This is a genomic window from Roseateles sp. P1_C6 (genome assembly GCF_056406315.1).
Genome location: NZ_JBFUAK010000008.1, coordinates 172,749 through 190,936 on the forward strand (window position 1 = coordinate 172,749; position 18,188 = coordinate 190,936).

Genomic DNA, 18,188 nt, shown 5'->3' on the forward strand with positions numbered 1-18,188 from the left:
TTGATCAATCGTCCCGCGATGGAAAAACCCGCTGCCGCGCCCGCCACCGTCCCGACGCATTGGGAGCGTGGGGACCCCATCGCCGACGCGCTGCACTTCCTGCGCATGAGCGGCGTCGTCTACTGCTGCTCGGAGCTGACGGCACCGTGGGGCTTCCACATGCCGCCGATGGATGACTGCCTGATGTTCCACGTCGTCACCAGCGGCCGCTGCCATCTGCAGGAGCCCGGCGGCGTCAGCCACCTGTTGCAGGCGGGCGACTTCGCGCTGGTGCCGCGCGGCGAGGGCCATGGCATCGTCAGCCGCTTGAGTGAGCCCACGCCTTCGCTGTTCGAGCTGCCGCGCACCGCGCTGAGCGACTGGTTCGAGGTGCTGCAGCATGGCGGCGGCGGCGAGCCGGCCACGCTGGTATGCGGCGCGGTGCGCTTCGACGACCCCGCCGTGCGCCTGCTGCTGTCGGCATTGCCCGGCGTCATCGTGCTGGCCACGGCCGACACGCCGGACCTGGCCTGGTTCGACAGCAGCGTGCGCTTCCTGGCGGAAGAGGCGCGCAGCCGCCGACCCGGCAGCGAGGCCCTCATCACGCGGCTGGCCGACATCCTCGTCATCCAGGCCTTGCGCGCCTGGATAGACCGCGACCCGCGCGCCCGCACCGGCTGGCTGGGCGCCTTGCGCGACCGGCAGATCGGCCGCGCCATCGTCATGCTCCACCGCGAGCCGGCCCGGCCCTGGACCATCGAATCGCTGGCCCAGGCCGTGGGCCTGTCGCGCTCGGCCTTCGCGGCCCGCTTCAGCCAGTTGGTGGGCCAGCCAGTGCTGGAATACCTGACCCGGTGGCGCGTCGGCCTGGCGACGACGCGGCTGCGCCAGGGCGGCGCATCGATCGCGCAGATCGCCTTCGACGTGGGCTATGGCTCGGAGGCCGCGTTCAGCCGCGCCTTCAAGCGCGTCACCGGCGTCACGCCGGGGTCGCTGCAGCGGGCCTAGGCCGCCAGCCGCATCAACGCGAAACCGGCCGCCGCGGCGCCCAGCGAACCGAACACATGGGCCAGCGTGTGCCCCAGCGCCAGCATGAACTCGCCGCGCTGCAGCAGCGCCAGCGACTCGCCGGAAAACGACGAGAACGTCGTCAGCCCGCCGAGGAAACCCGTCACCAGCAACAGCTTCAGCAACTCGTTGGGCTGGCGGCCGAACCATTCCAGCGCCATGCCGATCAGCAGGCCGCCCACCATGTTGACGAGCAAGGTCCCGAGCGGGAAACCCATCCATCGCGCGTTGAGCCACAGGCCGGCTTGCCAGCGCGTCAGCGCTCCCAGCATCGCGCCTATCGAGACGGCCACGGCATTCATGCCGCCTTCCCCGGTGCATTCCCCGCCGCAATGCCCCAGCGCGCCAACGCCTCGTCGTCGGCCACGCGGGCGTCCACCCAGTGCGCGCCGTCCGGCGTGTGCTCCTTCTTCCAGAACGGCGCCTGGGTCTTCAGGTAGTCCATCAGAAACTCGCAGGCCTGGAAGGCCTGCCCGCGGTGGGCGCTGGTGACCAGCACCGCCACGATCTGGTCACGCGCCTGCAGCAGGCCCACGCGGTGGATGACACGGGCGGCGCGGATGTCGAAACGGGCCAGCGCCTCGTCCACCATTGCTTCTATGGCCGCCTCCGTCATGCCGGGGTAGTGCTCCAGCTCCATCTGCGACACCGCGGCCCCGCTGCTGTGCTCGCGCACCGTGCCAACGAACGCGACGACGGCGCCGACGCCGCCATCCGCAAACCGTAGCGCGGCGGCCTCGGTACTCAGGTCAAAGTCGTCTGTCTGGATGCAAACTCTGGGCATGCACAGATTCTCACCTTGGCTGGCGGTGAGATTCACATGTTTGGGACTTGAAGCATCCGGCCGCCGCCGGATACTTCCCCCTCATTTCTTCTGACCGCTTGCAGGAATCGACATGGCCCTGATGGATTTCATCAAGAAACAGTTCATCGACATCATCCAGTGGACCGAGGACAGCGACGGCACGCTGGCCTGGCGCTTCCCGATGTCCGGCATGGAAATCCAGAACGGCGGCCAACTGGTGGTGCGTGAATCCCAGGTCGCCGTGTTCGTCAACGAAGGCAAGGTCGCCGACGTCTTCGGCCCCGGCACGCACAAGCTGACGACGCAGACGCTGCCCGTGCTGACCTACCTGAAGAACTGGGACAAGCTGTTCGAGTCGCCCTTCAAGAGCGATGTCTACTTCTTCAGCACCCGCCAGCAGATCGACCAGCGCTGGGGCACCAGCCAGCCGGTGACCATCCGCGACAAGGACTTCGGCGCCGTGCGCCTGCGCGCCTTCGGCAACTACGCCTACCGCATCCAGGACCCCAAGGCCTTCCACACGCAGATCTCCGGCACCCGCGAGCGCTACACCGCCGCCGAGCTGGACGGCCAGCTGCGCGGCCTGATGCTGCAACACATCAGCGACGCCGTCGCCAAGAGCGGCACGCCCTTCCTGGACCTGGCGGCCAACCAGGTCGAGTTCGCTGCCGCGCTGCAGGCCGCCACCGCGCCGGCCTTCACGGGCCTCGGCCTGGAGCTGCTGTCGGTGACGATGCAGAACGTGTCCCTGCCCGAGGAGCTGCAGAAGATCCTGGACCAGCGCATCGGCATGGGCATCATTGGCCAGAACATGGGCCAGTTCATCCAGTACCAAACCGCGCAAGCCCTGCCCGACCTGGCCAAGGGCGGCCCCGGCGGCAGCGGCATCGCCGGCGAAGCCATCGGCCTGGGCGCCGGCGTGGCGCTGGGCCAGACGCTGGCGCAGACGCTGGGCCAGGGCCTGGCCGGCGTCGGTGCCGCCGCGCCCGCACCGGCCGCCAGCAAGCCCGAAGACATCGTCTCGCTGCTGGAGAAGCTCGGCGACCTCAAGGCCAAGGGCATCCTGACCGACGAGGAATTCGCCGCCAAAAAAGCGGACCTCCTGAAGAAGCTTGGCTGAACCCGCCCAGCGCCGCTGGCGGGCGGCCTGCCCCAACTGCGGCGCACCGGTCGAGTTCGCCAGTGCGGCGTCGGCCAGCGCCGTCTGCGGCTTCTGCCGCAGCACGCTGCTGCGCGACGGCGACACGCTGAGCCAGATCGGCCAGAGCGCCGAGATCTTCGAGGACTACTCGCCGTTGCAGCTCGGCGCCACCGGGCGCTGGATGGGCAGCGGCTTCGCCGTCGTCGGCCGCGTGCAGCGCGGCTCGGAGCTGGGCAACTGGAACGAATGGCACCTGCTGTTCGACGCCGGTGGTGACACGCCACGTGTGGCCTGGCTCAGCGAGGACAACGGCCAGTTCGTCCTCAGCCTGGAGGCGCCGCTCAACGAAACACCGCCCGAAGCGCCCGCCGTCGGCCTGCCGCTGACGCTGGCCGGCCAGCGCTGGCAGGTCGCCGCCATCGTGCAGGCGGCCTTGCGCGCGGCCGAGGGCGAGCTGCCGCGCCCGCCCAAGGCCGGCCGCGTCATCGAACTGCGCAACGCGCAGGGCGAAGTCGGCAGCCTGGAGAGCCGCGACGGTGAGCCGCCCGTCTGGTCCGTCGGCCGCGCCGTCGCGCTGACGGAGCTGGCGCTGCAAGGCCTGCGCACGACGGCCGAGGGCGAGTCGGTGGCCGAGGCCAAGTTCGCCGGCCGCAGCATCGCCTGCCCCAACTGCGGTGCGCCACTGGTGCCCAAGCTGTCGCAGACCAAGAGCATGGTCTGCGCGCAGTGTCAGGCCCTGGTCGACCTGCCCGAGGGCGACGCCAAGGCGCTGGGCTTCACGGCGCAGAGCCCGGACACGCCGCCGCTGATCCCGCTCGGTCGCACCGGCACGCTGGCGCCGGCCGGATCGCCGCCGCAGGCCTGGACCGTCGTCGGCTACCAGGAGCGCTGCGACATCCCCGAGGACGCCGAAGACGAGCAGAGCTTCTGGCGCGAGTACCTGCTGTTCAACCGCATGGCGGGCTTCGCCTTCCTCGTCGACACGCGCGAAGGTTGGAGCCTGGTGTGCACGCTGACCGGCGCGCCGGCGCCCACGCGCGGCGGCGTCAGCTACCTGGGCCGCGAGTATGCGCAGCGCTGGTCCTACGGCGCCAAGACCACGCACGTGCTGGGCGAGTTCTACTGGCCGGTGCGGCTGGACGACCGCGTGCAGGTCACCGACTACGCCAGCGCCGACGGCCGACTGCTGCTGAGCCGCGAGCAGCAAGGCCCCGAGGTCACCTGGAGCGGCGGCCAGACGCTGCCCGCAGAGGCCGTGCAGAAGGCCTTCGGGCTGTCCGCACCGGCGGCGCAGTTCACGCGGGACGCGTCGGCCTTCAAGAACAGCGGCGGCAAGCTGCTGGTCTACATCGTCGTCGGCCTGTTCCTGCTGGTGATCATCGGCACGCTGCTGCGCGCCTGCGCCAGCGACGGCTGCCAGGGGTACAAGGACAGCTTCGGCGAGAACAGCAATGAATACCGGCAATGCCGCGCCAACTCGCGCGGCAGCGGCGGCGTCTACATCCCCAGTGGCGGCAGCTACGGCGGCTACAGCAGCAGTGGCGGCGGCCACAAATAGGAGCACTTCATGACACTCGACTGGCTCAAACCCGAAGTCATCCTCGGCTCGACGATGTACGCCGTCATCGGCGTCGTCATCTTCTGGGTCGCCTTCGTCATCGTCGACCTCATCACGCCGTACAAGCTGTGGGAGGAACTGGTCGAGCGCAAGAACCTGGCACTGGCCGTCGTCGTCGCAGCGATGTGCATCTCCATCGGCAACATCGTCGCCGCGGCCATCCACGGCTGAGCGGCATCGCCGACCGTCGGGTGCTGATGCGGCCCAATCCCCGCGGCACGCCAACCGTCGCAACAAGCCTCCTGGTGCAGCGCGCGTCAGCACAATCGCGCCGCTTTCGACACAGGAGAACTCGATGAGGAAATGCTTGACCGCGGCAGCCGCAGTTGTCTTGGGCCTTGGCCTGACGCTGGCCCACGCCGCGGACACGGACAGCGCCACCGCCCAAGCCCAGAAGGCCGATGCCACGGCACAGGCGTCGGGCTTCAAGATCCGCCCCGTCGACGACGCCTGGCGGGCCGCCCTGCCCCGCAACGCCGAGGCCGCCACGCAGGCCTACCTGGATAGGCTGCCGGCCGAGGTCGTCGCCAAGTCTGACGCCTACTACACCGGGGGTTACTGGCTGCAGTTGTGGAACCTGCTGCTCGGCCTCGCCGTCGCAATACTGATGATGAGCGGCCGGCGCGCCGTGCGCGTGCGCGACTGGGCCCAGCGCGTGGGCAAGGGCCCCGTGCGCCGCGACATGCTGGTTGGCGCCGTCTACGTGCTGGCCTCGACGCTGCTGACGCTGCCGCTGGCCGTCTACGAGGGCTGGTGGCGCGAACAGGCCTACGGCATGTCGACGCAGACCTTGCTCGGCTGGCTGGGCGAGGCGGTGCTGATCCAGGGCTTCAACCTGCTGCTGACCGCCCTCATCGTCGCCGGCCTGTACGCGCTGATGCGTCGCGCCGGCGCGCGCTGGTGGATCTGGGGCACGGCCGGCGGCATTGCCGTGCTGGCCGTCGTGATCGCCTTGTCGCCCGTGCTGATCGAACCCGCCTTCAACACCTACAAGCCGGTCGAGGACGGGCCGGTCAAGACGGCCGTGCTGCAGATGGCTCACGCCAACGGCGTGCCGGTGGACAACGTCTACGTCTTCGACGCCTCGCGCCAGACGACGCGTGTCAGCGCCAACGTGGCCGGCCTGTTCGGCAGCGCGGCCGTGCGGCTGAACGACAACCTGCTGCGCCGCACGTCGGAGCCCGAGATCCGCGCCGTCATGGGGCACGAGCTGGGCCACTACGTGATGAACCACATCCCCAAGACGCTGGCCATGCTGACCATCGTGCTGTTCGTCGGTTTCGCCACCGTGCAATGGCTGCTGGGCCGTTTGCTGACGCGCTTTGCTGCCAGCACCGGCGTCAGCCGCATCGACGACGTGGCCGGCCTGCCGATGCTGGCGGCGGTGTTCTCGGTCTTCCTGGCGTTGGCGACGCCCGTGAACAACAGCATCACGCGCGTTCAGGAGGCCGAGGCCGACAAGTTCGGCCTGAACCTGTCGCGCGAGCCGCATGGCTTTGCCGAGGCCCAGCTGCGCCTGGTCGAGTACCGCAAGGCCGACCCTGGCGCGGTGGAAGAATTCGTCTTCTTCCACCACCCCAGCACCCGCCACCGCATCCTGGATGCGATGCGCTGGCGCGAGGCCATGGGCACGCCCTGACTGCCATGAGCGCGCATGACTTCGCCGCACTGACGAGCAACGCCCACGAGGACTGGACGCTGTTCGCCGTGCGCTTTCATGATCGCGCCGGCGCGGGTGAACTGCGCGGCCGGCTGCTTCAGGCCCACCTGGAGTGGGCGGCCGCGAATGCGCAGATGGTGCGCGCCATCGGCTCGCTGCGCGAATCACCCGACGCAACGCCCGTTGGCGGCCTGTGGGTCGTGCGCGCACCGGACAAGGCCGCCGTCGAGGCCCTCATCGCCACCGACCCCTTCACCACCGGCGGCCTGCGTGCCGGCTGGGACATCTTCTACTGGAGCAAGGCCCTGCCCCAGCCGGTGTCCTTCTGAGCCCACGCCGCCATGCGCGACACTCGCGGCCCGCTGAACGACTGCACAGGCCAGCCATGACCTCCACTGCCCGCGGCCTCGCAGCCGCCTTGCTGCTCGCCATCGCGCTGCCCGCCGCGGCGGCCGACGCCCCGCCCGAAGTGGCCGTGTTTGTCGCCAAGCTCGACCTCGCCGCCGGCAGGGTCAACGACGCGCGCAACATCACGCCGGGCAAGGGCAGCAACTTCCAGCCGGCCTTCACGCCCGACGGTGCCGCCGTCGTCTACACGTCGGGCCGCACCGGCGCCAACAACATCTACCGCTACGACATCGCCAAGGGCACGACGGCGGCCGTCACGTCGACCACCGAGAACCTCTACTCGCCGACGCCGCTGGCCGACGGCAGCGGCTTCTCGGCCATCCGCGTCGTCACCGCCGACCCGGCCTACGGCATCGAGATGAACGAGCCGTCGCTGTGGCGCTTCGGCTGGGACGGCAAGCCCGTCACGCCCGTCGTGCCGACCAAGCGCATCGGCTACCACGCGTGGATCAACGCGGACCTGCTGGCCGCCTTCCTCGTCGACGACGTGCCCGAGCGCAACGACCACCGCGCCGTCCTCATCCATCGCGTCACCGGCCAGCAGACGCTGCTGACCGCCAAGCCCGGCCGCTCGCTGGGCCGCACGCCCGACGGCAGGCGCGCAAGCTTCGTCGACCAGACCGACCCCGCGCGCTGGGTCATTGCGGCCATGGGCCCGGGCGATGCCCAGCCCCAGGTCCTCGTCGAGACGCCGGCCCTGCCCGAAGGCGAGAAGGCCGCCAACCGCAGCCAGTATTTCGCCTGGCTGCCCGACGGCTCCCTGCTGATGGCCCGCGGCCACCTCTTCCTGCGCTGGGACGGCAAGCCGGGCAGCGGCTTCAAGCCTCTGGCCGACCTGCCCGAACTGGGCGGCGCGGTCCGCAACATCGCCGCCAGCGCGGACGGTAGCCGGCTGGCGTTCTCGGTGACGCTGACGCCACCACCGGCCGCCAAGCCCTGACGGTCGCATGACCGACGCCACGACCTCGCCACCCGCCCGCGCCTCGGCCGCCGAGCTGCTGCTGCTCGGCAGCGTCTTCGTCATCGCCGCCTGCGGCCTGGTCTACGAGCTGGCCGCGGGTGCGCTGGCCAGCTACCTGCTGGGCGACTCGGTGCTGCAGTTCTCCACGGTCATCGGCGTCTACCTGTTCGCGATGGGCCTGGGCTCCTGGCTGTCTCGTTTCGTCGAGCGCCAGCTGGTGGGCGTCTTCCTGCAGGTGGAGCTGCTGGTGGGCGTCATCGGCGGGCTGATGCCGGCGGCGCTGTTCGCCGTGCACAGCCTGCTGCCGCCGGGCGAGGCGTCGGCCTTTCGCGTGCTGCTCTATGCGCTGGTGCTGCTGGTGGGCACGCTGGTGGGACTGGAGATCCCGCTGGTCATGCGCATCCTGAAGCGCCACTTCAGCGCCCGCTACGGGCTCAAGGACCTGGTCTCGCAGGTGCTGACCTTCGACTACCTCGGTGCGCTGCTGGTCGCGCTGGCCTTCCCGCTGGTGCTGGTGCCCCATCTGGGCCTGGTGCGCACGGGTGTCGTGTTCGGGTTGTTGAATGTGGCCGTCGCCGGCTGGGCGCTGTGGCTGTTCCGCGCCGAGCTGCGCGCCCGACGCGCCCATGCGGTGGCCAGCGCGCTGTCGGCCACGCTGCTGCTGGCGGCGTTGCTGGGTGCCGAACGGCTGACGACCTGGGCAGAGGACCGCTTCTACGGCGAGCACATCGTCTTCAAGCAAAGCAGCGCCTACCAGCGCATCGTCGTCACCGACGGCCATGCCGGCACGCGGCTGTTCCTGAACGGCAACCTGCAGTTCCATTCCAAGGACGAGTACCGGTACCACGAGGCGCTGGTGCAGCCCGCGATGGCCGCGCATGGGGCGCCCAAGCGCGTGCTGGTGCTGGGCGGCGGCGACGGCATGGCCGTGCGCGAGGTGCTGAAGTACGCGGGCGTCGAGCAGGTCACGCTGGTCGAGCTGGACCCGCACATGACGACGCTGTTCCGCGACACGCCCAAGCTGGCCGCGCTGAACAGCCACTCGCTGTCTTCGCCCAAGCTGCGCATCGTCAACGCCGACGCCTTCGGCTGGCTGGAGCAGCAGGCCGAGGTCTTCGACGTCATCGTCATCGACTTCCCCGACCCGTCCAACTTCGCGCTGGGCAAGCTCTACACGGCCAGCTTCTACGAACTGGCCGACCAGCACCTGAGCGCCGGCGGCTATGCCGTCGTGCAGACCACATCGCCGCTGATCGCGCGGCGCAGCTTCTGGACGGTGGTGAGCACCATCGAAGCCGTGGGCCTGACGGCGACGCCGTACCACGCCCATGTGCCGTCGTTTGGCGAATGGGGCTTCATCCTGGCGTCGCGGCGGCCGTTCCGGCTGCCGACCGCGTTCCCGGCCGGCCTGCGCTTCATCAACCCGCAAGGCCTGCCGGCGCTGCTGGACTTCCCGCCCGACATGGCGCGCGTGCCCACCGAGGTGAACCGGCTGTCCAACCAGGTGCTGGTGCAGGAGTTCGAGGCCGAGTGGGGCCGCGTCCACTTAAGCCACTGACGCCCGCCGGCACGCCGATTGCCGGCAACCGGGATCGCCGGCCGCTGGCGCCGGTGCCTGGAGCCGCCCATGCCATCCTCTTCACCCACCGCCTTCGGCCGGACCGACGTGCCCACGACACCGGCCGACACCGACGGCAAGAATGTCGACAGCGTCTATCAGGCCCTGGTCCAGGGCGTGGGCCACGAGTACGTGACCGAGGCCAATGTCGAAGCGCTGATCCAGCGCGCCGAGGCCGGCAAGCACCCCGTGCTGGCCGCCGAACTGCGCGAATGGCGCTCGCCCTGCGGCGACGACAGCGTGACGCCGCGCGCCAGCTGACACCGGCGGCGCCGGGCGCGCGGATTGCCCGCGGGCAATCCTTGCTGCAGCGAGAATCCGCCGCGTTCCGCTGCCGCCCTTGACCGCCCTCTCCCGCCCACCCTTCCCACCCCCCGGCCTGCCCCGCCGCGCATTGCTGCTCGGCCTGCTGGCCGGCGGCTGCACGCCCGAAGCGCCGGCGCTTCAAGGCGGCTGGGTGGGCACCCATCCGGAGCGCGGCCACCGCCTGCGTGGTGAGTTGCCGACGGCCGACGGGCCGCTGAGGAAAGCCAGTGTTGTCATCGTCGGCGCGGGCATCGCCGGCCTGGCCTGCGCACGGGCGCTGGCGCAACGCGGTGTCGACGACATCGCGCTGCTGGACCTCGAAGACAGCGCCGGCGGCAACAGCCGCGGCCACACGCTGGCCGGTGCGCCCTGCCCGCTGGGCGCGCATTACCTGCCGCTGCCGGGCGAGCAGGCGCGTGAAGTCAGCGCGCTGCTGCACGAGCTGGGCCTGGCGCGCCAGCACCTGGGCCGCACCGAGTGGGACGAGCGCCACCTGTGCTACAGCCCGCAGGAACGTCTCTTCATCGACGGCACCTGGCATGAGAGCCTGCTGCCGCCCGCCGAGGACGCCACGACGCGCGAGCAGTACCAGCGCTTCGCCGCGTTGGTCAGCCAGGCACAGCGCGACGCCGGTTTTGCGATGCCGACGCGGCGCGCGCGCTGGACCGCCGCCCACGCCACACTGGACGCGCAGACCTTCGCCGCGTGGCTGGACCGCCAAGGCCTGACCGACACGCGGCTGCGCTGGTACCTGGACTACTGCTGCCGCGACGACTTCGGCGCCGGTGCGAGCACGGTCTCGGCCTGGGCCGGCCTGCACTACTTCGCCAGCCGTCACGGCTTTCACGCGCCGGGTGACGAGGCCGCCGAGCGCGAGCCGGTGTTGACCTGGCCTGAAGGCAATGGCTGGCTGTCCGCCCGCATGGCCGAGCCGCTGCGCGACCGCATCCACCTCGGCCGCAGCGTGCTGCGTGTCACCGAGGCCAAGCACGGCGCGGAGCTGCTGGCCTGGAACGAAGCCAGCGGTGCCCCGGAGCGCTGGCAGGCCCGCGCCGTCGTGATGGCGACGCCGCTCTTCATTGCCGCCCGGCTGCTGGCCGCGCCGCCCGACGCGCTGCGCGCCGCCGCGGCCCAGGCGCGCTACGCCCCCTGGCTGACCGCCAACCTGGCCTTGCGTGAACCGCTGCTGGACCGCGCCGGTGCGCCGCCCGCCTGGGACAACGTGCGCTATGGCAGCACCGTGGCGCTGGGCTATGTCGATGCACACCACCAGACCCTGAGCCCGCTGCCCCGGCCACCACTGCTGACGGCCTACCTGGCGCTGCCGACGGCGCAGCGCGCCGACCTGCTGCAGAAGCCCTGGCAGCACTGGGCGCGCGTCGTCGTCGACGAGCTGGCGCACACCCATCCGGACCTGCCGGCCAAGCTGGAACGCGCGGACCTGTGCCGCTTCGGCCATGCGATGAGCATGCCCGTGCCGGGCCTGCGCGGGTCGGCCGCGCTGGCCGCGCTCAATGAGGCCCGCGGCCGCATCGTCTTCGCGCATGCCGATCTGGCCGGCTATTCGGTGTTTGAGGAGGCCTACACGGCCGGCGTCGGCGCGGCGGCTCGGTTGAGGCTCTGACGGCTGACCGAGCCCGGCTCAAAGGCGGCGATCAGCGCCACCATCAACGCCTCGGCCTTGGCGCTGTTGTCGCCGCCGTAGTTGCAGACGTAGACGTCCAGCGTCACGCCCCCCAGTTCCGGCCAGGTGTGAATGGCCACGTGCGACTCGGCCAGCAGCACGACGCCGGTGATGCCGCTATGCTCGTCGGCCGCGCCAAAGCGATGAAAGAGTTCCGCCACGCCGCTCAGGCCGGAGCGCACCACGGCTTCGCGACACAGCGCCGCCAGCGCAGCGCCGTCGCGCATCTCGGGCAGCGCGGGTTCCACGCCGCGCAGGTCCGCCGTCAGGTGCAGGCCGTCCAAGGATCAGCCGCCTGTGACCGGCGGGAAGAACGCCAGCTCGTCGCCGTCCGCGAGCAGGGCCGACTCGGCGCACATCTTCTGGTTCAACGCACAACGCACCGCGCGGCCGCGGGCCAGCGCGTCGGCATGGGCGCCACCACGGGCCAGCAGCGCTTCGCGTGCCGCGGCCACCGTGCTGCCTTCGGGCAAGGGCAACGCCTCGCCCGCGCCCAGCTTCTCGCGCAGCGATGCGAAGAAGCGCAGCTTCACCGTGATCGTCACGCCAGCAGCTCCGCGAACGGGATGAAGCGCACCGCGTCGCCCGGCTTGATCACCTGGCCGGCCGGGTTGTCGAGCAGGCCGTCGGCCCAGAAGGCCGAGGTCAGCACGCCGCTGCTCTGGTTGGTGAATAGCGCCAGGCCGCCCTCGTCGTCCAGCCGCACGCGCAGGAACTCGCGCCGCTTGTCGGGCCTGGGCCAGTCGAAGCCGGCCACCAGCCGGTAACCGCGCGGCGTCAGGCGCGTGGCGCCCTGCAGCTTCAGCAGCGCAGGCCGCACCAGCACCAGGAAGGTCACGAGGCTGGACACCGGGTTGCCGGGCAGGCCGATGAAATGGGCCGTGTTTGTGCCGTTCTCGACGCGGCCGTAGGCGAACGGCTTACCGGGCTTGATGGCGATGGCCCACAGGTCCAGCCGGCCCTCGGCCTGCACGGCGGGGCGCAAGTGGTCTTCCTCGCCAACGGACACGCCGCCGGAGGTCAGGATGACGTCGGCCTTGGAGGCCGCTTCGCGCAGCGCGGCACGGGTCGCGTCGAGCCGGTCAGGCACGATGCCCAGGTCGATGACCTCGCAGCCCAGGCCTTCGAGCAGCGCGCGCAGCGTGAAGCGGTTGGAGTTGTAGATCGCGCCGGGCGGCAGCGGCTCGCCGGGCATGACGAGCTCGTCGCCGGTCGAGAACAGCGCCACGCGCGGGCGGCGGGTGACGGTCAGCTGTGCGGCGCCGGTCGTGGCCGCCAGGCCCAGCGACACGGCATCCAGCCGCGTGCCGGCGGGCAGCACGACCGAGCCGGCGCGCACGTCCTCGCCGCGGCGGCGCACATGCTGGCCGGCGCTGACAGGCTGGGTGATGCGCAGCCGCTCGTCGACCAGCGCGGTGGACTCCTGCATGACGACGGTGTCGGCGCCGGCCGGCACTTGCGCGCCCGTGAAGATGCGCGCGGCCTCGCCGGCGGCCAGCGGCACCGGCACGCTGCCGGCGGGGATGCGCTGGGTCACCGGCAGCAGCATGGTGGCATCGGCCGCGCGCAGTGCGTAGCCGTCCATGGCCGAGTTGTCCTCGGGCGGCACGTCGACCGGCGACACCAGGTCGGCCGCCAACACGCGGCCACCGGCGTCGACGGCCGCCAGCGTCTCGCCGCCCTGCAGCGGTTCGATCTGCGCCAGCAGCGTGGCCAGCGCGTCGTCGAGGGAAATCAGCGGCTTGCGGGGTGCGTCAGACATGGGCGTGAATGTAGGCCTTCACCTGGCCCACATCGGCCGGCATGACCTTCACGCGCTTGGGCAAATCCTCGATGCCTTCCAGCCCCGCCGGCCGCGGCGGCTCGACGCCCAGCGCCTCGTGGATGGTGGCCGCAAACTTGGCCGGCAGCGCCGTCTCCAGCACCAGCATGGTCGTGCCCGGCTCGTGCTTCTCCAGCGCCACCTTGAGGCCGTCGGCCGTGTGCGGGTCGATGACGATGCCGTGCTCGGCATGGCAGCGGCGGATGGTGGCGATGCGGTCGGCATGCGTGCTGCGGCCGGAGATGAAGCCGAAGCTGGCGATCTCGGCATGCTCGCCGGCCGTCAATGCGAACTGGTTGCCGCCGAACAGTTGCTTCACGCGCTCGCCATCACGGCCCAGCAGGTCGAACACGAAGCGTTCGAAGTTGCTGGCCTTGGAGATGTCCATGGACGGGCTGGAGGTCTCGTGCGTGTCGGCACTGCCGCGCACGCGATAGGTGCCGGTGCGGAAGAACTCGTCCAGCACGTCGTTCTCGTTCGTCGCGACGACCAGCCGGCCGATGGGCAGGCCCATCTGGCGCGCCACATGGCCGGCGCAGACGTTGCCGAAGTTGCCCGACGGCACCGTGAAGCTGACTTTTTCGGTGTTGCTCTTGGTCGCCTGGAAGTAGCCGGCGAAGTAGTAGACGACCTGCGCCAGCAGCCGCGCCCAGTTGATGGAGTTGACCGTGCCGATGCGGTGCTCGCGCTTGAAGGCCAGGTCGTTGGACACGGCCTTGACGATGTCCTGGCAGTCGTCGAACACGCCGTCGACGGCGATGTTGTGGATGTTGGCGTCCTGCAGGCTGAACATCTGCGCCTGCTGGAAGGGGCTCATGCGGCCGTTGGGGCTGAGCATGAAGACGTTGACGCCCTTCTTGCCGCGCATCGCGTACTCGGCCGCGCTGCCGGTGTCGCCGGAGGTCGCGCCCAGGATGTTCAGCGTCTCGCCGCGCCGACCCAGCTCGTACTCGAACAGCGCGCCCAGCAGCTGCATGGCCATGTCCTTGAAGGCCAGCGTCGGGCCGTTGGACAGGCCTTCCAGCGCGATGCCTTCGCCCAGCCAGGTCAGCGGCGTGATCTGCTCGCTGCCGAAGACCTCGGCCGTGTAGACCTGGCGCGTGATCGCGCGCAGGTCGTCGGCCGGGATGTCGTCGATGTATAGCGACAGGATCTCGAACGCCAGGTCGGCATAGGGCAGGCCGCGCCAGCGCGAAAGCAGGGCCGCATCGACGCGCGGGTAGGTCTTGGGCATGTAGAGCCCGCCGTCGGGCGCCAGGCCCTCCAGCAGGATGTCCGAGAAGCCGCGCTCGGTCTGGTCACCGCGGGTGCTGATGTACTTCATGGTCGGGCTCGCTTCAGGCCAGTTCTTCCTTGCGGATGCGCACGATGGGCGCCAGCACGGTGGGCAGGCCCTGCATCTTGGCCAGCGCCTCGTTCATGCGGCCTTCGGCGGTGTCGTGCGTCAGGATGATGAGGTCGGTCTGGCGCTCACCTTCGGCGGACTCGCGCTGCAGCACGGCGTCGATGGAGATGTCGTGCTCGGCCAGGATGGTGGTGATGCGCGACAGCACGCCGGCCTGGTCGGCCACGACCAGGCGCAGATAGAAGGCGGTGTGCACGTCGGCCATCGCCAGGATGGGCGTGTCGCTCATCGCGTCGGGCTGGAAGGCCAGGTGCGGCACGCGGTGGTCCGGGTCGGCCGTCGCCAGCCGGGTCACGTCGACCAGGTCGGCGACGACGGCCGAGGCGGTCGGCTCGGCGCCGGCGCCCTTGCCGTAGTAAAGCGTCGTGCCAACCGCGTCGGCCTGCACGACGACGGCGTTCATCGCGCCTTCGACGTTGGCGATCAGGCGGCTGGCCGGGATCAGCGTCGGGTGCACGCGCAGCTCGATGCCACCCGGGCGGCGGCGCGTGATGCCCAGCAGCTTGACGCGGTAGCCCAGCTGCTCGGCGTAGCGGATGTCGGCAGCCTGCAGGCTGCTGATGCCTTCGACATGGGCCTTGTCGAACTGCACCGGCACGCCGAAGGCGATGGCGCTCATCAGCGTCAGCTTGTGGGCGGCGTCCACGCCTTCGATGTCGAAGGTCGGGTCGCTCTCGGCATAGCCCAGGCGCTGGGCTTCCTTCAGCACGGTGGCGAAGTCCAGGCCCTTGCCGCGCATCTCCGACAGGATGAAGTTGGTCGTGCCGTTGATGATGCCGGCGATCCACTCGATGCGGTTGGCCGTCAGGCCTTCGCGCAGCGCCTTGATGATGGGGATGCCACCCGCCACGGCCGCCTCGAAGGCGACGACGACACCCTTCTCGCGCGCCGCCTCGAAGATCTCCGTGCCGTGCAGCGCCAGCAGCGCCTTGTTGGCGGTGACCACATGCTTGCCGTTGGCAATCGCCTGCAGCACGAGAGATCGCGCCGGCTCGATGCCACCGATCAGTTCGACGACGATGTCGATGGCCGGGTCGTTGACCAGCTGCTGTGCTTCGCCGACACAGCTCACGCCGTCGCCGACGATGGCTTGGTAGGCCTTGGCGCGCTCGGCATTGCGGGCGGCCACCATGGCAATTTCGATGCCCCGACCGGCGCGGCCGCGAATCTCGGCCTGGTTGCGCTGCAGGACGTGGAAGGTGCCGGCACCGACGGTGCCGAGGCCGATCAGGCCGACTTTGATGGCTTTCATCTGCAGAGCTCTCAGGAGGAATGACGCCGGCGATACCCGGACAGGAAACGTTCGATGCGGCCGACTGCCTCGCGCAGGTCGTCCACGTTGGGCAGGAACACAAGCCGGAAATGGTCGTGCGCGGGCCAGTTGAAGCCGGTGCCCTGCACGATCAACACCTTCTCTTCGGCCAGCAGCTCGTAAGCGAACTGCTGGTCGTCGGCGATCGGGTAGATCTTGGGGTCCAGCCGCGGGAACATGTACAGGGCCGCCTTCGGCTTGACGACACTGACACCGGGGATCTGCGTCAGCAGCTCGTAGGCCAGGTCACGCTGGTGGCACAGGCGCCCGGTCGGCGCGACGAGGTCCTTGATGCTCTGGTAGCCGCCCAGCGCCGTCTGGATCGCCAATTGACCCGGCGTGTTGGAGCACAGCCGCAGCGAGGCCAGCATGTTCAGGCCCTCGATGTAGTCACGGGCATGGCGCTTCTCGCCGCTGACCACCATCCAGCCGGCGCGGTAGCCGCAGGCGCGGTAGTTCTTGGACAGGCCGTTGAAGGTCACGAACAGCACGTCGTCGGCCAGCGACGCCATGCTGACGTGCACATTGCCGTCGTACAGCGTCTTGTCGTAGATCTCGTCGGCAAAGATGACCAGCTGATGCCGGCGGGCCAGTTCGATGATGCCCAGCAGCAGGTCCGTCGGGTACAGCGCACCGGTCGGGTTGTTGGGGTTGCAGACCATGATGCCGCGGGTGCGCGGGCTGATCTTGGCCTCGATGTCGGCGAGGTCGGGCAGCCAGCCCGCACCTTCGTCGCACAGGTAGTGCACCGGGCGGCCGCCTGACAGGCCGACCACGGCCGTGTAAAGCGGGAAGTCGGGCGCGGGGATCAGGATCTCGTCGCCGTCGTTGACCAGCGCATTGATGGACATCTGGATCAGCTCGGACGCGCCGTTGCCGAGGTAAACGTCATCTACCGTGACGCCCTTGACGCCCTGCTGCTGCGTGTAGTGCACGACCGCCTTGCGCGGCGCGAACAAGCCCTTGCTGTCGGTGTAGCCGCCCGCGTCGGCGAGGTTGCGGATCATGTCCTGCACGATCTCGTCCGGTGGCGTCAGGCCGAAGACCGCCGTGTTGCCGATGTTCAGCTTGATGATCTTCTGGCCCTCTTCCTCCATCTGGCGCGCCTTGTCCAGCACGGGGCCGCGGATGTCATAGCTGACGCTGGCGAGCTTGCTGGACTTGGCGATGGGTTTCAAAAGGGGCTCCAGGCGGTGCAAACCAGGGTTTGCTGCAGTGCAAAACGGGGATCTTGGAGTTTAAGCAAGGCACGGGCATGCGGCCTGCCGTTCTGCGCGACACTCGCGCCCGGCTTTCTGCCCGTTTTCCCATGAAGTTTCAGCTCGACGAGCCGCAAGGCGGCAACAGCATCTCCCGCCATGACGCCCAGGGCGTCTGGGTCAATGGCCAGCCGCACACGGCCAGCGTCCTCGTCCCCTGGAAGGGCGACGTGGTCGCCTGGCCGCCTTCGCGCTTCGAGGAACTTCAACCCGCGCATTTCGAAGCAATCCAGGCGCTCAATCCCGAGCTGGTCGTCTTCGGCAGCGGCGCCCGGCTGCGTTTCCCCAACCCGGCCTTGTGGCGCAGGCTGGTCGAAGCGCGCATCGGTTTCGAGGTCATGGACCTCCCCGCGGCCTGCCGCACTTACAACGTATTGGCCAGTGAAGGTCGAAATGTGCTCGCGGCGCTGCTGATCGAGGGATGACCTGCGGCGGAGGGAGCCGAGGCTAGGCCTTATAATTGCTGGCTATTGCCTGCGGGCGCCCGCGTGAAATGCTGCACAGCGTTCACGAACCGGGGACCCCGTGAGCCCAACTTGCCGCACCCCCCAATGACGCCTGCGCTCAACAAACCCCTGCCGGAAATTGAGGCTCAAGCCACCGGCGGCGTGAAGTTCACCGGCAACGCCTTCCTGGGCAAGTCGGTCGTGCTGTACTTCTATCCGAAAGACAACACGCCCGGTTGTACCACCGAGGCGATGCAATTCCGCGACCGCCACAAGGACTTCGTAAAAGCTGGTGCCGTCGTGTTCGGTGTCTCGCGCGACAACATGGCCTCGCACGACAAGTTCAAGCAGGCCCTGGAGCTGCCCTTCGAGCTGATCGCCGACACGGAAGAAAAGCTCTGTCACATGTTCGGCGTGGTCAAGAACAAGATCATGTACGGCAAGAAGGTCAAGGGCATCGAGCGCTCGACCTTCCTGATTGCCCCGAACGGCATCCTGGTGGGCGAATGGCGCGGCATCAAGGTCGCGGGTCATGTCGACGAGGTGCTCAAGGCCGTCAAGGGCCTGAAGAAGGAAGCCGCCTGAGGTTACGCATTCAGGTTCTTCCCTGAGGCGGAGCAGCCTCGGCGGATGTGCATAATCAGCGCATGCCCCGGGTCGAATCCATGTCTCAGACTTCAAAAGCCGCACTCATCC

At 69.4% G+C, this 18,188-nt stretch carries 20 protein-coding genes; 12 read left to right on the forward strand and 8 right to left on the reverse strand.

The annotated features are described in order from the left end of the window. The first annotated feature begins 18 nt into the window (after positions 1 to 18). Positions 19 to 987, forward strand: a complete 969-nt coding sequence (locus AC1D29_RS18775) for an AraC family transcriptional regulator (protein ID WP_477900174.1) — start codon at positions 19 to 21, stop codon at positions 985 to 987. On the opposite strand, the gene crcB is transcribed toward AC1D29_RS18775, so the two are convergent. Together crcB and AC1D29_RS18785 are read right to left on the reverse strand one after the other, a co-directional pair. Then, the gene (gene crcB, locus AC1D29_RS18780) at positions 984 to 1,349 is read right to left on the reverse strand and encodes a fluoride efflux transporter CrcB (RefSeq protein WP_477900176.1); all 366 of its coding nucleotides are present in this window, start codon (positions 1,347 to 1,349) and stop codon (positions 984 to 986) included. The genes AC1D29_RS18775 and crcB overlap by 4 nt on opposite strands. Then, positions 1,346 to 1,831, reverse strand: a complete 486-nt coding sequence (locus AC1D29_RS18785; RefSeq protein WP_477900178.1) for a molybdenum cofactor biosynthesis protein MoaE — start codon at positions 1,829 to 1,831, stop codon at positions 1,346 to 1,348. The genes crcB and AC1D29_RS18785 overlap by 4 nt, the downstream gene beginning before the upstream one ends. 112 nt (positions 1,832 to 1,943) lie before the next feature. Between AC1D29_RS18785 and AC1D29_RS18790 the strand changes: the two genes are divergently transcribed. From AC1D29_RS18790 to AC1D29_RS18830, 9 genes are all read left to right on the forward strand, one after another. Continuing rightward, positions 1,944 to 2,972 (forward strand): SPFH domain-containing protein, encoded by a 1,029-nt coding sequence (locus AC1D29_RS18790; RefSeq protein ID WP_477900180.1) that lies wholly within the window; start codon positions 1,944 to 1,946, stop codon positions 2,970 to 2,972. Next, positions 2,965 to 4,551, forward strand: a complete 1,587-nt coding sequence (locus AC1D29_RS18795; RefSeq protein ID WP_477900182.1) for a DUF4178 domain-containing protein — start codon at positions 2,965 to 2,967, stop codon at positions 4,549 to 4,551. The genes AC1D29_RS18790 and AC1D29_RS18795 overlap by 8 nt, the downstream gene beginning before the upstream one ends. 9 nt (positions 4,552 to 4,560) lie before the next feature. Beyond that, positions 4,561 to 4,782: a DUF350 domain-containing protein gene (locus AC1D29_RS18800; protein ID WP_477900184.1), complete on the forward strand. Its 222-nt coding sequence runs from the start codon at positions 4,561 to 4,563 to the stop codon at positions 4,780 to 4,782. A gap of 124 nt (positions 4,783 to 4,906) precedes the next feature. Further along, on the forward strand, positions 4,907 to 6,250 hold the full coding sequence (locus AC1D29_RS18805; protein WP_477900186.1) for a M48 family metallopeptidase: 1,344 nt from the start codon (positions 4,907 to 4,909) through the stop codon (positions 6,248 to 6,250). Positions 6,251 to 6,255: 5 nt separating this feature from the next. After that, on the forward strand, positions 6,256 to 6,600 hold the full coding sequence (locus AC1D29_RS18810; RefSeq protein ID WP_477900188.1) for a YciI family protein: 345 nt from the start codon (positions 6,256 to 6,258) through the stop codon (positions 6,598 to 6,600). A gap of 56 nt (positions 6,601 to 6,656) precedes the next feature. Beyond that, positions 6,657 to 7,619: a TolB family protein gene (locus AC1D29_RS18815; protein WP_477900190.1), complete on the forward strand. Its 963-nt coding sequence runs from the start codon at positions 6,657 to 6,659 to the stop codon at positions 7,617 to 7,619. A gap of 7 nt (positions 7,620 to 7,626) precedes the next feature. Next, a complete protein-coding gene (locus AC1D29_RS18820; RefSeq protein WP_477900192.1) occupies positions 7,627 to 9,198 on the forward strand; it encodes a polyamine aminopropyltransferase in 1,572 nt (523 codons plus the stop codon). A gap of 69 nt (positions 9,199 to 9,267) precedes the next feature. Further along, complete coding sequence (locus AC1D29_RS18825; RefSeq protein ID WP_477900194.1) at positions 9,268 to 9,519, forward strand: hypothetical protein; 252 nt, start codon at positions 9,268 to 9,270, stop codon at positions 9,517 to 9,519. Between the two features lie 79 nt (positions 9,520 to 9,598). Next, positions 9,599 to 11,188, forward strand: coding sequence for a flavin monoamine oxidase family protein (locus tag AC1D29_RS18830; protein ID WP_477900196.1), 1,590 nt, complete (start codon positions 9,599 to 9,601; stop codon positions 11,186 to 11,188). On the opposite strand, the gene AC1D29_RS18835 is transcribed toward AC1D29_RS18830, so the two are convergent. The 6 genes from AC1D29_RS18835 to AC1D29_RS18860 are packed head-to-tail and all read right to left on the reverse strand — an operon-like array spanning position 11,146 to position 16,965. Then, positions 11,146 to 11,532 carry an S-adenosylmethionine decarboxylase family protein gene (locus AC1D29_RS18835; protein WP_477900198.1) on the reverse strand — a complete coding sequence of 129 codons (387 nt, stop codon included), beginning with the start codon at positions 11,530 to 11,532 and terminating at the stop codon, positions 11,146 to 11,148. The genes AC1D29_RS18830 and AC1D29_RS18835 overlap by 43 nt on opposite strands. A 3-nt stretch (positions 11,533 to 11,535) precedes the next feature. After that, positions 11,536 to 11,787: a molybdopterin converting factor subunit 1 gene (gene moaD / locus AC1D29_RS18840; protein WP_477900524.1), complete on the reverse strand. Its 252-nt coding sequence runs from the start codon at positions 11,785 to 11,787 to the stop codon at positions 11,536 to 11,538. Positions 11,788 to 11,789: 2 nt separating this feature from the next. Beyond that, positions 11,790 to 13,010 carry a molybdopterin molybdotransferase MoeA gene (locus AC1D29_RS18845; protein ID WP_477900200.1) on the reverse strand — a complete coding sequence of 407 codons (1,221 nt, stop codon included), beginning with the start codon at positions 13,008 to 13,010 and terminating at the stop codon, positions 11,790 to 11,792. After that, the gene (gene thrC / locus AC1D29_RS18850; protein WP_477900202.1) at positions 13,003 to 14,394 is read right to left on the reverse strand and encodes a threonine synthase; all 1,392 of its coding nucleotides are present in this window, start codon (positions 14,392 to 14,394) and stop codon (positions 13,003 to 13,005) included. The genes AC1D29_RS18845 and thrC overlap by 8 nt, the downstream gene beginning before the upstream one ends. 13 nt (positions 14,395 to 14,407) lie before the next feature. Next, a complete protein-coding gene (locus AC1D29_RS18855) occupies positions 14,408 to 15,727 on the reverse strand; it encodes a homoserine dehydrogenase (protein ID WP_477900204.1) in 1,320 nt (439 codons plus the stop codon). Between the two features lie 11 nt (positions 15,728 to 15,738). Then, positions 15,739 to 16,965, reverse strand: a complete 1,227-nt coding sequence (locus AC1D29_RS18860) for a pyridoxal phosphate-dependent aminotransferase (protein ID WP_477900206.1) — start codon at positions 16,963 to 16,965, stop codon at positions 15,739 to 15,741. Between the two features lie 77 nt (positions 16,966 to 17,042). Here AC1D29_RS18860 and AC1D29_RS18865 point away from each other — a divergent pair, with 77 nt between their 5' ends. Next, positions 17,043 to 17,471, forward strand: coding sequence for an Mth938-like domain-containing protein (locus AC1D29_RS18865; RefSeq protein WP_477900208.1), 429 nt, complete (start codon positions 17,043 to 17,045; stop codon positions 17,469 to 17,471). A gap of 126 nt (positions 17,472 to 17,597) precedes the next feature. Beyond that, complete coding sequence (locus AC1D29_RS18870; RefSeq protein WP_056873775.1) at positions 17,598 to 18,077, forward strand: peroxiredoxin; 480 nt, start codon at positions 17,598 to 17,600, stop codon at positions 18,075 to 18,077. Positions 18,078 to 18,188 lie beyond the last annotated feature (111 nt).